This window comes from Pseudoalteromonas sp. RB2-MNA-CIBAN-0110, from assembly GCF_040309305.1.
GTDB lineage: Bacteria > Pseudomonadota > Gammaproteobacteria > Enterobacterales > Alteromonadaceae > Pseudoalteromonas > Pseudoalteromonas arctica.
Genome location: NZ_JBEOOQ010000045.1, coordinates 25,500 through 41,238 on the forward strand (window position 1 = coordinate 25,500; position 15,739 = coordinate 41,238).

13 protein-coding genes are annotated in these 15,739 nt (G+C 40.1%); 9 read left to right on the forward strand and 4 right to left on the reverse strand.

What is annotated here, in order from left to right; genetic code table 11:
• The first annotated feature begins 178 nt into the window (after nt 1-178).
• On the forward strand, nt 179-922 hold the full coding sequence (locus AAEY68_RS18000; protein ID WP_165728790.1) for a nuclear transport factor 2 family protein: 744 nt from the start codon (nt 179-181) through the stop codon (nt 920-922).
• A gap of 9 nt (nt 923-931) precedes the next feature.
• Nucleotides 932-1,252, forward strand: a complete 321-nt coding sequence (locus AAEY68_RS18005; RefSeq protein WP_007583509.1) for a hypothetical protein — start codon at nt 932-934, stop codon at nt 1,250-1,252.
• Between the two features lie 457 nt (nt 1,253-1,709).
• Here AAEY68_RS18005 and hemH read toward each other — a convergent pair whose 3' ends face one another.
• A complete protein-coding gene (gene hemH / locus AAEY68_RS18010; RefSeq protein WP_350586611.1) occupies nt 1,710-2,729 on the reverse strand; it encodes a ferrochelatase in 1,020 nt (339 codons plus the stop codon).
• Between the two features lie 74 nt (nt 2,730-2,803).
• Nucleotides 2,804-4,132 carry a response regulator c-di-GMP phosphodiesterase, NosR family gene (gene nosR, locus AAEY68_RS18015; RefSeq protein WP_350586612.1) on the reverse strand — a complete coding sequence of 443 codons (1,329 nt, stop codon included), beginning with the start codon at nt 4,130-4,132 and terminating at the stop codon, nt 2,804-2,806.
• 200 nt (nt 4,133-4,332) lie between these two features.
• On the opposite strand from nosR, the gene AAEY68_RS18020 reads away from it, so the two are divergent.
• The 3 genes from AAEY68_RS18020 to arfA all read left to right on the forward strand — a co-directional run bounded on the left by AAEY68_RS18020 (nt 4,333) and on the right by arfA (nt 8,474).
• Nucleotides 4,333-5,286 (forward strand): sensor histidine kinase, encoded by a 954-nt coding sequence (locus AAEY68_RS18020; protein WP_024593209.1) that lies wholly within the window; start codon nt 4,333-4,335, stop codon nt 5,284-5,286.
• A gap of 253 nt (nt 5,287-5,539) precedes the next feature.
• Complete coding sequence (locus tag AAEY68_RS18025) at nt 5,540-8,068, forward strand: TonB-dependent receptor plug domain-containing protein (RefSeq protein ID WP_024593210.1); 2,529 nt, start codon at nt 5,540-5,542, stop codon at nt 8,066-8,068.
• A gap of 205 nt (nt 8,069-8,273) precedes the next feature.
• Nucleotides 8,274-8,474, forward strand: a complete 201-nt coding sequence (gene arfA, locus AAEY68_RS18030) for a ribosome alternative rescue factor ArfA (protein WP_024593211.1) — start codon at nt 8,274-8,276, stop codon at nt 8,472-8,474.
• A gap of 852 nt (nt 8,475-9,326) precedes the next feature.
• Here arfA and AAEY68_RS18035 read toward each other — a convergent pair.
• Nucleotides 9,327-10,283, reverse strand: a complete 957-nt coding sequence (locus AAEY68_RS18035; RefSeq protein ID WP_024594013.1) for a helix-turn-helix domain-containing protein — start codon at nt 10,281-10,283, stop codon at nt 9,327-9,329.
• A 220-nt stretch (nt 10,284-10,503) separates the two neighbouring features.
• On the opposite strand from AAEY68_RS18035, the gene AAEY68_RS18040 reads away from it, so the two are divergent.
• Genes AAEY68_RS18040 through eat form a run of 3 tightly spaced genes read left to right on the forward strand, consistent with a single transcriptional unit; the run spans nt 10,504 to nt 14,260 of the window.
• Entirely contained in the window at nt 10,504-11,910 is a 1,407-nt protein-coding gene (locus AAEY68_RS18040) for an ethanolamine ammonia-lyase subunit EutB (RefSeq protein ID WP_024594012.1), read from the forward strand.
• The gene (eutC, locus tag AAEY68_RS18045; RefSeq protein WP_024594011.1) at nt 11,907-12,794 is read left to right on the forward strand and encodes an ethanolamine ammonia-lyase subunit EutC; all 888 of its coding nucleotides are present in this window, start codon (nt 11,907-11,909) and stop codon (nt 12,792-12,794) included. Before AAEY68_RS18040 ends, eutC begins: the two co-directional genes overlap by 4 nt.
• 59 nt (nt 12,795-12,853) lie before the next feature.
• Nucleotides 12,854-14,260, forward strand: a complete 1,407-nt coding sequence (gene eat, locus AAEY68_RS18050) for an ethanolamine permease (protein ID WP_024594010.1) — start codon at nt 12,854-12,856, stop codon at nt 14,258-14,260.
• A gap of 130 nt (nt 14,261-14,390) precedes the next feature.
• On the opposite strand, the gene arfB is transcribed toward eat, so the two are convergent.
• Nucleotides 14,391-14,804 (reverse strand): alternative ribosome rescue aminoacyl-tRNA hydrolase ArfB, encoded by a 414-nt coding sequence (gene arfB / locus AAEY68_RS18055; protein ID WP_007583522.1) that lies wholly within the window; start codon nt 14,802-14,804, stop codon nt 14,391-14,393.
• A 192-nt stretch (nt 14,805-14,996) separates the two neighbouring features.
• On the opposite strand from arfB, the gene AAEY68_RS18060 reads away from it, so the two are divergent.
• Entirely contained in the window at nt 14,997-15,569 is a 573-nt protein-coding gene (locus AAEY68_RS18060) for a hypothetical protein (protein WP_010555231.1), read from the forward strand.
• Nucleotides 15,570-15,739: the final 170 nt, after the last annotated feature.

A 15,739-nucleotide genomic window follows, 5' to 3' on the forward strand; every position in this document is an offset into this window, starting at 1 on the left:
AAATATGATCATTCTATCGCATTAAATAACTCACTAACTGCGTTAAAAATTATTCATATAGAACAACTATATGTCACAATTTTCGCCTTGTTATTGTGCTATTTTCTTGACGCTATAATAGATCGCTTATTTAATGTAATTGGTATTACACGTGTTTAGTGTTCATTTTAGGAAAGTTATGAAACCGTTATCTATTATTTTTGCCTCGTTAATTACCACCGTTGCGCTTATTACTTACGCCGCAGAACAAAGCGAGCCTGAGCAAAAAGAGCAGCAAGTTGAAGCTCAAGCAAACGTTGAAAAACCAAAAGTTGAAGATGAGCAATCAGTAACTCAAGTCAAAGCTGACGACAAAGTAAATACGCTTGAATACAAAGCACCTGAGCTTAAAAAGCCAACAATTGATGCGACTAAACCAGACGATTCAAAGGTATTGGGTAACGAGCAGATTAAACCTACTGAAAAGCCGAAAAATAAAATAGAAAAAGCAGTGGCTGTAGCCGAAGCTGAAAAAGCAGTTACGCAAGCAAAAGAAGCGCTGACAGTTAAGCAACAAACTAAAGCTAAGCAATCGCGCGAATCACTTGCGGTAGTAGAGCAGTTAGTTAAAGCGTATAACGCGCGTAACATTGAAGAGTTTCTTCGTGTGTATGCCGAAGATGTTGAGTTTTATATTTTCCCTAATGAGCTATTATTTAAAGGTAAAGAAAAACTAATAGAACGTTATGGGCTAATGTTTAAAAAGTTAAAGTGTATTCACTCATCACCAATTAAGCGCATAGTGCACGGTGATATAGTGATTGATCACGAACTATCAGAAACCTGCTCAACTGACGAAAAGGTAGTTGATAAACGCTCAGAACTTATTTCGAGTTACCAAATTAAAGATGGAAAAATAGTACGCGTACTGTTTTTTAGATAAAGGCTTTATATGCAAATAAATGACGACAAAAAAATTCGCTTAATGTATCGCATCGAGCCCGGTTGCCTTGGCCCTAAGGGTGCTGAGCATGTTGAAGATTTTTGTCGTTTTGCAAATAAACATATTAAGTCACCATTTTATGGCCAATTTGTATTTTTACCTCGTTACGATAAAACCATAGACGAGCGACAATATAGCGTTAACAGCCGTAATTTATCCCTTGTGCAGGCTCGAGCTTACTTAAAGCACTTTGATATTAATATTGAAGAATTTGAAGAGCAACTCGACGAGCTCCTCACTAAAGCGATTGATTTATACTTTAAGCGATAGCGTTTAATTGCTGTTGCTTAGGTATTCTCCCCCTCCACAATACGTTTTTATTTTAATTATTATTAAAAGTATAAGTAATTTCTTTCACAAAGATAAAGTAATCAGTAATAACTGAGAAAAACCAGATCGGCCAATATGTATCACTTACTTTAAAAGCGCAGCGCCTCTTAACCTCTTTGTGGATAATTCGCCCTTTAAAAGCTTCTATTTGCACAATGAGAAGTAAAAGAGGAGTAAATGAGAAAGCCAAAAACAGTATTTTTATGTTTTATCACTACTCTAAAAGCGCAGCGCCTCTTAACCTCTTTGTGAATTAATTAGCTTTTTAAAAGCTTTTATTTGCACAATGAGAAGTAAAAGAGGAGTAAATGAGAAAAGCTAAAAACAAAAAAGCGGTGTTAATTTTAACACCGCTTAATGCGAAATATGTTTAGCTATGTGCTTTAGTAAGCTTGGGTTACAACATAGGTTTTATAACATCAAACACAGCTTCTATATGGTCGTCTCTGTCGTTTAATGCAGCTATGTAACGGTACTTTTTGCCACCTGCGTTTTCGAATATTTCACGATTTTCGCCTTCTAGCTCTTCAAGTGTTTCTAGGCAGTCGGCGCTAAAAGCAGGGCTGATAATGGCTACATCGGTAATACCCTCATCAGGCAGGGCTTCAAGCGTTGCATCGGTATATGGCTTTAACCACTCGGCTTTACCAAATCGACTTTGAAAAGTACTAATTACTTTGTCTTTATCAAGACCTAGTTTTTCGACAACTAAGCGTGTGGTTTGTAAACATAGGCAATGGTACGGATCGCCGCGCTCTAAAAATAGTTTAGGCATACCGTGATACGAAAAAACAATTTTTTGTGGCATACCATTCGCTTCAAAATCCTCACTAATACTATTAGCAAGTGACTCAATATAACGGGTGTTTTTATGATAGCCATTAATAAAATGCAGCTCTGGCACCCAGCGCCATTTGCGCAGTACGCTCGATACAGCATCGAACGTTGAACCCGTGGTTGGGCTAGAATATTGCGGATACATTGGCAATATAATAATACGCGTTAAGCCTTTATCACGAAGCTCCTCAAGGCCGGCCTCTATTGAGGGATTACCATAGCGCATTGCCATTACCACTTCAGTATTGGTATAACCTTGTTCTTTTAATAAGGTATTTAGCTTTACGCTTTGTTGGCGAGTAATGTGGGTAAGTGGTGAGCCATTTTCGGTCCATATACTTTCGTATAATTTAGCCGAACGCTTAGGGCGCACACGCAAAATAATGCCATGTAAAATTATCATCCATACTAGGCGTGGTATTTCTACAATGCGTGGATCTGATAAAAACTCACGTAAGTATATACGAAGCGCAGCAGCTGTTGGTGCATCAGGGCTACCTAGGTTAGTAAGCAGTATTCCCGTTTTTTGGTTAAAACGCCCATCATGGGGATTGTCAGTAACCGCAGAAAATCGCGACACAGAGTGCTCCTTCAAGCAAATTCAATAATGTATTTTATGCACATTGTAACGAAAAAAACTGCCGTTTAGATCAATCATTTAGCAGTTTTAACCATAATTCTAAATGGGGCTGGTTTTTTAGATTCTAGTTGCTGCAGTTTTTCTATTGATTTGCGGCTAAATACATGACCTTTAAGCAGCAACATTATACCCGAATGGCTGTGCAGAGCATGGCCGAGTATCATTTGCTCTTTAAGCTCATGGGCATTACAAATTAGTACTGATCCTGCTGAACTTTTTTGTTCGTGTAGTTTTGCATGGCTTGCTTCAAGCGCACGAACTATTTTAGGGTGGTAGAACGAACCACTATAAAGTTTTACACTTTCGAGTGCGTCCTCGTGGCGCTGCTTTTCATCGCTTGCATTGCTCTGCTCAAACGCATCCCAGTAGTCGCGCGCTAAACCTAATACCATAGCCCCTATCGGTATGTCGTTTCCAGCAAGGCCTTTGGGCATTCCATTTCCGTTAAAACGTTCAAACTGATAATAAATAGCATCCGACAAATCGTGTAAATGTATTGCTGGCATTAGCATTAATTGTGCAGTACTTGGGTGAGTATAAAAGGTCTTACGTTGTTGCTCATTTAACCGATTTAGCGGTTTTTTATAAAGTTCAGGATCCATAGCAAGTAAACCTATTTGTGCTAAATAACCAGCCATTGGGGCAAGATCAATGCTTTTTTGCGACAGGTTTAAGTAAAGCGCTATTTGTGTGCAGGTATTTGCAATATTTTGTGCTTTGTTGCCATCAAGGTAAGGATTCGCGTTTACAAAATTATATAGCAGCTCAACGGTTGATTTGTGCTCTTGTTTTTCGCGCTCGTTGGCGTCTTCTAGCTTTTTTAAAACTTGTTTAATTTGTAAGGTGCGTTTTTCTACTCGTTGCTCTAACGTGTTGTTTAGCTCAAGTAGTTCTTGGTTTTGTGCCTTAACTTGTGTTTCTAATTTTTTGTTTTGCTTTTTTAGCGCAAATTTTTCTAGGCTATCTTTAATGCTTCGAAGTAATAAGTCGTTTTGCCATGGTTTTTGAATATAACCATTTATTTGCCCTTGATTAACAGCCGCTAGGGTTGTTTGTATATCGGCGTAACCGGTTAATAAAATGCGTTGAGTGTCGGGTGCCAGCGCACGCGCTTTTTCTAAAAACTCGGCACCGTTCATTACTGGCATCCGCATGTCGCTAATAATTAAACCAAATTCATGATTTTTAAAAAGTGTTAATGCGTTTTGCGGATTATCGCAAACAATAACCGTTAAGCCATTTACTTCAAGTAGTCGTGTTAACGTACGTAGTACTATTTCGTCATCATCAATACAAAGTACATCAACCTGATTCATTGGTGTGTTTGGTGTTGCTTGAGTCATTGCGCCGCCTTTAAATTACTTCTGGCTAAATAATAGCTTAAAAAAACATCCGTGACCTGTTTATGCTTACCTTTTATATAGAGTAGGAGTCACCTAATGTGGTTATTATCTATAAGTAGATAAATGCTCACACTAAAGTTGCAAATTCGCATGTAGACGACTAAACGTTAAGTATAAAGTTATCTATATGGATGAAAGGAATGAATGGATCAGATGGTAATTTTGAACGTGCTTTTTTAAACGAACAAAAGCTGCGCTTGGCCGCAGAACAATTACTCAAAGATAAAAGCACCGTTTTAGTTGCCATAAATAATGAATTACAAAAAAAAGTAGCCGATTTAGAACACCAGCAAATGCTGTTTGTGCAAACCGAAAAAATGGCAACCTTAGGAACGCTTTGTGCAGGCGTAGCCCATGAAATAAATACCCCGCTTGCCTATGCAATGAGTAATATAGAAAGCTTACAAAATTCTACTCCTTTGCTCATCACGTTGCTAAAGCTTAACGAGCAATACTTAAACAATGAAATTAAAGAAAGCCGTTTTAAACACGAAATAGACATACTCAATTTACAGTATCCGTATGCGTGGCTTTATAACAATTTGCAGGGACAAGTTAACGACAGCGTTGAAGGACTCAAACGAATAAAACAAATTGTGCATGACTTATTAAACTTTGCCCACCCCTCCTCCTCGCAAGATAAGCAACTAACCGATGTAACAACGGGTGCTAATAATGCTTTAAGATTATTAAGTAACAAACTCAAACTATGCGAGATAAAAACGCGGTTTGAACCAATACCACTTATTTGGTGCAATTTATCATCAATTAATCAAATTTTTGTAAATCTATTAATGAATGCTTGGCAAGCATGCGAGCTTGATTTAGAAAAAGGCTGCATTATTGAGGTCAATATTTTTGAACTAGACACAAATATCTGTATTGAGGTAAAAGATAATGGCTGTGGAATGAGTGAAGACACAATAGCGCATATGTTTGACCCTTTTTACACAACAAAAGAAGTTGGAGAAGGTACCGGTATGGGTATGACACTTGTATACGCTATGGTGAGCGATCATGGCGGAAAAATAGAAGTTAACAGCATATTAGGGACAGGTACGACCATCCGCTGCCTATTACCTTTAAAAGCGTAAACTAACGGACAAAATCACAATGCAAATAAAAAGTTAACAGATCCATTTTTGAAGTTTAATGCTCTTGTAGCGTGTATTTTAATCGATTAAACGTGGTTTTTTCTTATCTTGAAATTTATTTGCATACTTAGACCAAATATTTAGTTTTTTTCATTTCTTTTTGTTTGCATATGTTGCTAGGATGTTTGCAACAGGTTATGAGCACCATAACCACACACATATTATAAGAACACAAAAAAACAGGGTCGTCACTATGCCAACATACCGTTTAAACACACTTGCTGTAGCCGTTGCTTTCGCGTTTAGCGCACCAAGCATTGTTAACGCAGAAGAAGCACCAGTGCAAGCTGCTAAAAACATTGAGCAAATATCTGTATTAGGATCGCGTGTATCTAACCGTACTTCTACTGAGTCTTCTTCTCCTATTGATTTAATTGACGCAGATGATTTAACCAAAGGTGGTTTTACCGAGCTTGGCCAAAGCCTGCAAGCCACAGCGCCTTCATTTAACTTTTCGCGTACACAAGTATCTGACGGTTCTGATTTATTTAGACCCGCAACACTTCGTGGCCTACAGCCAGATCAAACTCTTGTATTAGTAAATGGTAAACGTCGCCATAACCAATCAATTTTTGGCCTTAACGGTACAGTAGGCGCAGGCGCTGCGGGTACTGATATGAATGCCATTCCGCTAACGGCGCTTAAAGGCGTTGAAGTATTACGCGACGGCGCTGCAGCGCAGTATGGCTCTGACGCTATTGCAGGTGTTATTAACTTGTCTCTTAATAACTCAACCGGTATTACAACGGGTTTTGTACAATACGGCGGCACAAGTGAAGGTGACGGCGACACTATTTCAGCAGGTTTAAACCGTGGTTTTGAATTAGGTAACGAAGGCGGCTTTATTAACCTATCGCTTGAGTACCGTGATGCCGATGGCACTAACCGCGCCGAGCGTGATACGGGGGGTTCGCTTAATGTTGAACCAGGTACGTTAAGTGAAGATGTACGCTGGGGCCAAGGTAACTCAGAAAGTGAATTTACATCGTTATTTTACAACATGGCTTTACCAATGGGCGACGGCGAGCTTTACTCGTTTGGTGGCTACTCAGAGCGCACGGCGCTGGGTAATGGTTTTTACCGTAACTTTAACGAAGCCTCTAAAAACGTAACACAAGTATACAGCGATGGTTTTTTACCGCGCATATATAACGAAGCACAAGATATTTCAGTCGCGCTTGGTTTTAAAGGCGATATAAACACAGATTGGAATTACGATGTATCGGCCGTTTACGGTGAAAACCAATACGACTTTACATCACGCAATACATTAAACGCTTCTTACGCTGCTGAGTATTTATTTAACAACCCAAGTGCAAGCGATGCCGATATTGCAGCAAATTCAGGCCCTAGTGGCGGTTACTCAGGTGGTTTTAGATTTGATCAAACAACGCTTAACCTTGATGTGAACGGTATTGTAGATATTGGCCGTGGTGAACCTTTATATGTAACAGTAGGCGCTGAATACCGCAAAGAAAACTACGAAATAGTGCCTGGCGATGAAGCATCATACGCCTGTGGACTAGCAAATATGGATACCTCGTACCCATCAGTAAACGATCCGGACCAATTTGCACAGTGTGGTTTTCAGGCTTATAACGGCCTACGCCCTGAAGCGGCTAACGACAGCGACCGTAACAGCTACGCAGTTTATGTAGACGTAGAAACTATGATCACCGATGCATGGAACGTCAGTGGTGCGCTACGTTATGAAGATTTCTCAGATGCTGGGGATGATTTAATTGGTAAATTAGCAACACGTTATGAATTTTCAGATGACTTTGCTGTACGTGGTGCGGTATCTACTGGTTTTAGAGCACCATCACTTCAACAAAGTGGTTATACAGCCTTTACAACTAACTTAGGCTCAGACGGTACATTAACGCAGTCGTTCACTGCAAACACAGGGACCGCTTTCCCAAGCGCGTTAGGCGTAGATAGCTTAGAGCTTGAAACATCAACAAACTACAGCGCAGGTTTTGTTTACGATGTAACAAGCGAGCTTTCACTAACGGTTGATTTTTACCGCGTAGAAATTGAAGACCGTATTACGCTTGGCAGCTTACTTACGGCTGACGACGTATCGTTTAGCTCAGAAGCAGTTGCAGCGCTACAAGCAACAGGAGCAGTGCAAGCTAACTACTTCTCAAACTCGGTTGATTCTACTACGCAAGGTGTTGATATTATTGCATCGTACCGCACTGAAGTTGAAGGCGGCAATTTAGGAGTAACCTTTGCAGGTAACCTAAACGATACTAAAATTGACGGCGTAAATGCTCAAGACGGTATTCCTGAAGCGGTTGCTTTTGATGATTTACAACGTAGCTTTTTTACCGACGGACAACCTAGTGAACGTGCAACGCTTACGTTTGACTACGAGCGCGATGCCTACACATCAACCATTCGCTTTAACTACTTTGGCGAAACAGATGTAAAATACTTTGGTAACGACCATATAGAGCTTGCAACAGATGGCTCGTTTAAAGCGACAAGTACGGTTGAATCTGCTGTGTTAGTTGACTTAAATGTGAGCTACCAAATTAACGACATGTTTGCACTTTCGGTAGGTGCCGATAATGTATTTGATGAAACTCCTGATGAACTAGGTGATGATGAGGTGCTTAATGCCATTACTAATGGTGCATTTAAATATCCAGTACGTGCATTACCTTACGGCTTTGACGGCAGAACGTACTATGCAAAAGTAAGCTTTAGTTTTTAATTTATAAAGCAAACTAAAGTAATATTAAGCGCAGTTATTAACTGCGCTTTTTTTATACTTTTTTATTATTAAAAAAGTATCTGTTGGGCATTAAAAATACTTGCGCGGTTGAAAATTAAGCCTACAATCGCCATCTCTTAAATAGGCTAATATAAAAGCCTTTTTATTATTTAACTTAAAATAACCATTAGTTGATAGGAAATATATGACTAAAAAATCTAAAGCAAAAACCGCAAGCAACAGCGCGGTAGACACAGGACGAGGCGTTATAAACCACAATGCACTAGCGGCGATGGTCACCTCTAAATTATTTAAACCACAAGTAGTTAAAGCTAAAAAAGGCAAAGGTTCGTTTAAACGCAACAACAAGCATTCAGGACAAGAGTCCTATTTAATCGCGGCTTAAATAGCACCGATCAAATAGGGCTTTTGAATATAGTAGGTGAGGTTTTATACCTCGCTTTTACTTTTAAAGCATTTAAGCCACGTTACATGAGCGCGAAGTAAATTCGCACCTACGGGTTTGGTGTTTGCACGATGTAGGTGAGGTTTTATACCTCGCGTTCACTTTTAGAGCATTAAAGCCATGTTACATGAGCGCGAAATAAATTCGCACCTACGGGTTTGGTGTTTGCACGATGTAGGTGAGGTTTTATACCTCGCTTTCACTTTTAGAGCATTAAAGCCATGTTACATGAGCGCGAAATAAATTCGCACCTACGGGTTTGGTGTTTGCAAGATGCAGGTGAGGTTTTATACCTCGCGTTCACTTTTAGAGCATTTAAGCCATGTTACATAAGCGCGAAATAAATTCGCACCTACGGGTTTAGTGTTTGCACGATGTAGGTGAGGTTTTATACTTCACTTTCAGTTCTTTATTATTTTAACTCCCAAGCTACCCTCTAAAAGCGCAGCGCCTCTAAACCTCTTTGTGGATAACAGCCCTTAAAATATGAATGCACAAAGAGAAGAAAAAGAGGAGTAAATAAGCAGACAAAGTCCATTTTTTTAAGTTATATGATATTTCACCACCGAGGCGCTGTGCGCTACACAGAGAAAGCACGAGTAATGGTTAGTCACTGCTCCTTGTTTTCTCCTTCACTTCTCGGTGGTGATTTAATTACTTGTTTACTAATGCATCCGACTAAATGTAAAAGCGGTGCTTCTAAACGCCAGCAAGCTGCGCGTCTACAGGTGCTTATACTCAAGTTAGAGTATCGTCTGTAGAAGAAATTTGCTCACGTTAGAAGTGTAGTTTCTAACCTTTAAAACTATTATTTTTAATTGTTTGTGATGGGTTTTCACCAAATAGTTGCGTGTAATCTTTAGCAAATTGTCCCGCATGCCAAAATCCCCAATTGGCTGCTATTACTGAAATTGGCTTATCTTGGTTTAATTTTTTTAGTTCCCGCCTTACATTATTTAAGCGTGTTAAACGTAAAAACCGCAAAGGGTTAATTCCTAAAATACTCTCAAAACTATACTGAAGTGTGCGCCTACTTACAAAAGCAAGCTCGCACAGCTCGGTTATGGTTATTGGGTTTTGTGGATTTGTGGCCACGTAATCTTTTACTTTATCTACTACGGCTTTTCGATGTTTATAACTTGGCGCAATATTTTGTTGTGGATTATCTGCCTGTAATAAGTGTAGTGCCAACATGTTTAGCATATCTTGTTGCGATTCGGTTTTAAGTCCAAAGCCCTTGCCTACAACCATGCTATTAATTATTTGCCTTGCCGTTTGCAATGATGAGTTGCTTACCGATAAGCGAGCTGATTGTGCAGATGACAGGTTTTTCAATGTTACGCCTTGTAGCTGCGCCATATATTCAATTGAATTCCAATCGATTACCAAACCATAAATATTAAATTGCTCAGGGGTTATCAGCTCAAAGTCATTATCACTTGTGCGGCACATAAATTGATTACTTGCCACACTTAGACCATTAATCTTACTTTGCTGCGACTGACAAGGAATGCCAAGCCAAACCGAATTGGGGGCGATGTTACATTGCTGACGAAGCGCTCGCTCGGTGTATTCTTTAAACACATGAATATTGGCGTAATCTGTTTCTTCAATAAAACCATAAAAGCTGCCGTCGCTCATTTGATCGTACTTTTGTTGCCATTGAGTAAGGCTATGCGCTTGCTCGTCTATATCGTGTGTTTGCACCTTGCTCTTTAGTGGTGCGTTGTAGCTACTTTGCTGCGCCATATAGGGGATGCTCTTTTTCGTTACACTTTTATTATGGTTAAGTTAACACCGCTTTGCGTATGTAACCAATTGAATTGGATTAATAAATAATCTTTTGCCGAAATTCGATAGTTACTTGGTACAAAATAAGCTGTCTTGTAACTATTGAAAATTGATTTATAGCTAAAGATGCAGCAAAACCTATACCAAGGTTTATCATATTAGTTATGTGGAGTAAATCATGGGGCAAGCGTACAGTTACACTTTAGGTACACACACTTATAAATTCAAGAACTTAGCCCAGTTAATGGCTAAAGCAACGCCGCAACGTTCGGGTGATCGCTTAGCGGGCGTCATTGCACAATCAGCACAAGAACGTGCTGTGGCTCAAATGACATTGGCCGATGTACCTCTTAAAACATTTTTAAATGAGGTACTTATTCCCTACGAAGATGACGAAATTACACGCTTAATTATTGACGAGCACGATGCCAATGCCTTTATGGCTATTGCACATTTAACTGTAGGCGATTTTCGTAATTGGCTTTTAAGCGACTTTGCAACACCCGCTGTACTTGCAAGTATAAGGCAAGGAATTACGCCTGAAATGGCTGCTGCAGTTAGCAAAATAATGCGCAATCAAGATCTCATATTAATTGCTAAAAAGTGCCATGTTACAAGTGCTTTTAGAAACACTATTGGCCTCCCTGGGCATTTATCTACACGTTTACAACCAAATCATCCAACTGACGATATTAACGGTATTGCTGCATGCATGCTTGATGGGCTGCTATACGGTAATGGCGATGCCGTAATAGGTATAAACCCAGCAACCGACAACGTTGCCCAGGCCATTAAATTAATGACATTAATGGATGATGTTATTCAAAAATACGCCATACCGACGCAAAGCTGTGTACTAACCCATGTTACTAACACTATTGAATGTATAGAAGCTGGCGCACCGGTTGATTTGGTATTTCAGTCGATTGGCGGCACGGAGGCTACTAACTCAAGTTTTGGTTTTAATTTAAATACCTTAGCTGAAGCGCAAGATGCCGCTTTGAGTTTAAAGCGCGGCACTGTTGGCAATAATGTGATGTATTTTGAAACTGGGCAAGGCAGTTCGCTTTCAGCAAATGCGCATCATGGGCTTGATCAGCAAACGTGTGAAGCTCGCGCTTATGCAGTTGCTCGTAAGTTTGATCCGTTACTGGTTAATACCGTGGTGGGGTTTATTGGCCCTGAATATTTGTTTGATGGTAAAGAAATTACCCGAGCAGGACTTGAGGATCACTTTTGCGCTAAGTTACTAGGCATACCGATGGGGTGCGACGTGTGTTACACCAATCATGCAGAGGCCGATCAAAACGATATGGATAATTTGCTAACGCTATTAGGTGTTGCAGGTTGCTCGTTTGTAATGGGAATACCTGGCTCTGACGATATTATGCTTAACTACCAAACTACGTCGTTTCATGATGCATTATATGTGCGTCGAGTTCTTGGCTCTAGACCCGCCCCTGAGTTTGAAGCATGGCTAAGCAAAATGAAAATTATGCAAAGCACTACCGACATCACACTTTCAGATACCTTGCCTCCCGCTTTTGCTAAACCTCTGGGTGCAATTGCTGGAGGTGGCTCATGAAATCACGTTCAAAACCGACCACTCCATTAGATAACTCAGTAAATGAGCATAAAAATAACGGTAATGTAGTGCACAACCCTTGGAGTGATTTACGGCGTTTTACCGACGCCCGTATTGGGCTTGGTCGCGCTGGTATAAGTTTGCCAACCTCAGAAATGCTGGCTTTTCAGCTATCTCATGCACAAGCGCGTGATGCGGTGAGTTTTCCGCTTGATATTAACGAAATGACTGAGCAACTAGGCAGTATTAGTGCTCTAAAAGAGGTTGCCCCTCCCCTGCATTTACACAGCCAAGCCGTTGACAGGGTTACTTACCTTCAGCGACCCGATTTAGGCCGCAAACTTGATGAAAATGGTAGGCAAGTACTTCTCAGCTATATGAATAAACAAAAACACACTACGCAGGTTAAATACGATTTAGCGATTGTAGTGGTTGATGGACTTTCGTCGTTGGCGGTACAAAAAAATGCATACCCATTTATAACAGAGCTATTAACGCACCTTACAACAGACAAGCAATTTAAAATTGCTCCCATTACTTTGGTTGAGCAAGGGCGAGTAGCGATTGGCGACGATATAGGTGAGTTGCTAAATGCGCAGGTGGTTATGGTGTTAATAGGAGAGCGCCCAGGACTTAGTTCGCCAGATAGCCTTGGCTTGTATTTAACATGGGAGCCCAAAACAGGACTTAACGATGCATGTCGTAATTGCATATCGAATATTCGCCCTGCAGGCCTACCTTATACAGAAGCGGCGAGACGCGCACTGTACTTATTACGTGAAGCTAAAAAACTGAAACTAACTGGGGTTAATTTAAAAGACCGCACACAAGATGATGTAATTGAGCATCAGGCTTCAACCACTAACTTTTTAATTGCTGAGTAATTTTAATTAAAAACACATGAAATAAAAAAATAAAAACTAAACATCAACGGAGAAAGGTTATGTCTACTAATAATAATACAGAGTACCTTGCTAAAAGACAGTTAAAACGGGGTACTGCGGGGTGGTTATTGCTCGCAGGTTTGGGTGTGTCGTATGTAATATCGGGTGACTTTGCAGGCTGGAACTTTGGTATCGCCGAAGCCGGTTGGGGTGGTTTTGCCATTGCTGCAGTATTAATGGCGGTTATGTATTTAGCGCTTGTACTATCGCTTGCTGAAATGTCAGCTGCAATACCTGCTGCAGGCGGTGGTTATAGTTTTGCGCGTCAAGCTATGGGGCCAGCGGGAGGCTATTTAACTGGGCTTGCCGTATTAATTGAATACGCTTTAGCGCCCGCTGCTATTGTTATTTTTATAGGCTCGGCAGTTGAAGCCCTCACCGGGTTTAATGGTCCATGGGTATATGCATTATTTTACTTACTATTTGTAGGAATTCATTTAGCGGGCGTAGGAGAAGCGCTTAAAGTAATGATGGTAATAAGTGGTTTAGCGGTATTAGCTATTATTGCAACGGCTTTTGTTTTAATCACAAATTTTGATGCATCACGCTTATTTGACGTCCCCGTAACCGATGCAGTGGGAGCCAGTGAGTTTTTACCTTTAGGTTGGTACGGGGTTTGGGCTGCATTACCGTTTGCTATGTGGTTATTTTTAGCGGTTGAAGGTGTACCGCTTGCTGCAGAAGAAGCAAAAGATCCCGCTAAAGATGTGCCAAAAGGCATTATTGGTGCAATGATCTTTTTGTTATTTACTGCTTTTTTAGTTGTTGTTTTAGTACCTGGTGCTGGCGGTGCTGCTGCAATGGGGGCAAGTGCTGTACCTTTAGTTGATGCATTAAATGCATCGGGTAGTGAGGGCTTAGCAACCGTTGTAAATATATTAGGGCTTGCGGGTTTAGTTGCTTCGTTTTTCTCTATTATTTATGGTTATAGTCGCTTAGTGTTTGCTTTATCTAGAGCCGGTTATTTACCACGTTCGTTGTCGATTACGACTAATCGCAAAGTGCCAGCACGTGCGTTGATTGTACCGGCAGTATTTGGCTTTTTAGTATCACTCAGTGGTGAAGGTGACTTAATACTTGCAATGGCAGTAGTAGGTGCAACGCTCTCGTATGCATTAATGGCGCTGAGCCATATTTTACTTCGCGTTAAACAACCTGATTTACCTCGCCCGTACAAAACTCCAGGTGGCGTAGTTACGTCAAGTATTGCTTTAGTACTTTCGCTTATAGCATTAACGGGTGTGTATGCGTTTGACCCTCGTGCATTTTTATACACTATGGTGCTGTTTATTGTGGGCGCCGCATATTACTTTGGCTATAGCTCAAAACACTTAGTTGCTAAAAGCGCTGATGAAGAGTTTGCAATGTTGGCAAATGCAGAATCTGATTTAGAAATGGCTAAGTAGGTATTAATAGTTATTAAATATAAGTGAGGCTCCCCCCTCACTTATATTTTTATACGTACAATACGATGTAAAAATGGTGCCTGCATGTAGGCATCAAGTCCCTTATCTACTTTATTAATACCGTTTAAAACTAAAACTTTATGTTGCCGCGTAGCGCTTTGTTTTGCCCGTGTTTGGTTTTTTTGTCCATGCGCTTTCGCTGTGAATTACGGCTGGGCTTGGTGGCACGACGCGCTTTATTAACAACGGTAGCACTAAGTATTAAATCTTTTAAGCGCTTAAGGGCATCTTCTCGGTTTAGCTCTTGAGTACGATGGCTTTGCGCTTTAATTATTAAAACGCCTTCTTTGGTAATTCTTGTATCATTTAAGGCAAGTAAGCGTTCTTTGTAGAAGTCAGGTAATTTAGAGCGGTTAATATCAAAGCGTAAATGAATTGCACTTGCGACTTTGTTAACATTTTGACCACCGGCACCTTGCGAACGAATAGCCGTTAGCTCTAGTTCCCATTCATCGATAGTGACAGTATTTGAAATTGTTAACATTGTGTTCAGCTCTATTTGTCAAAAATGTATTATATCATCAGTACATTAGCTTGTGGTGAATGAACTAAATTCTTAGAACTTAAATAAATTCTCATAAATTGTACTATAAAATCAGCCAATATATTCTTTTGTGTTGGCAAGTGTTGCTTATTAGTTTCTAATTGGCACAACTTTAATACTAGGAAATGCTCAATGAAAAAAATACTTGTATCACTTAGCTTATTAGCAATGAGTTTCTCAAGCCTTGCAGTAGATATTAACGAAGGTCAACTTCAAAGCTATATGAAAGCACTGCCAGCTGTAACGAGCTGGGCAAGCAGCCAAGAGTCTTTAAAAGACTTAGACTTAGCAAGTATGTTAGGTGGTTCTGCAGATCAAAGTGTTGACGAGCAAAGCTCTTTAGCTAATAGCGCACTAAGCATGATTAAAGAGCAAGACCTATACAAAAGCTTCGCGGGTGTTACAGGCCGCTACGGCTTTACACCAGAGCAGCTAGTAACTGTAGGTTCTGAAGTATCAATGGCTTATATCGAAAATCTTAAGTCGGGTCTTTCGGCTGATAACCAAGAAACTGCCAATAAAGTAATGGGCGGTTTTCAAAGCATGAAAAGTGCTAAAGATAAAGGCGCTAGTTCGTTAATGGGTTCGTTTGGTAAATCGTCAAGCGCAGCTGAGGAGTCTACAGAGTCTTTAGTAAGCGAAAGTAACCTTGAACTTGTGAGCGAATACATGCCACAACTACAAAAGCTTTTTGCACTTCTATAAGTTTTATTGTTTTATTGTTTTATTGTTTTATTGTTTTATTGTTTTATAAGAAGGTGGCTTTTGCCGCCTTTTTTAATGCCTAATTTTTATATGATGTCTCGTCCTGAAATGTGTTTACACATTTAGGATTTATTATGACCAAGTCAAATAATACACCGATCAAACGAACA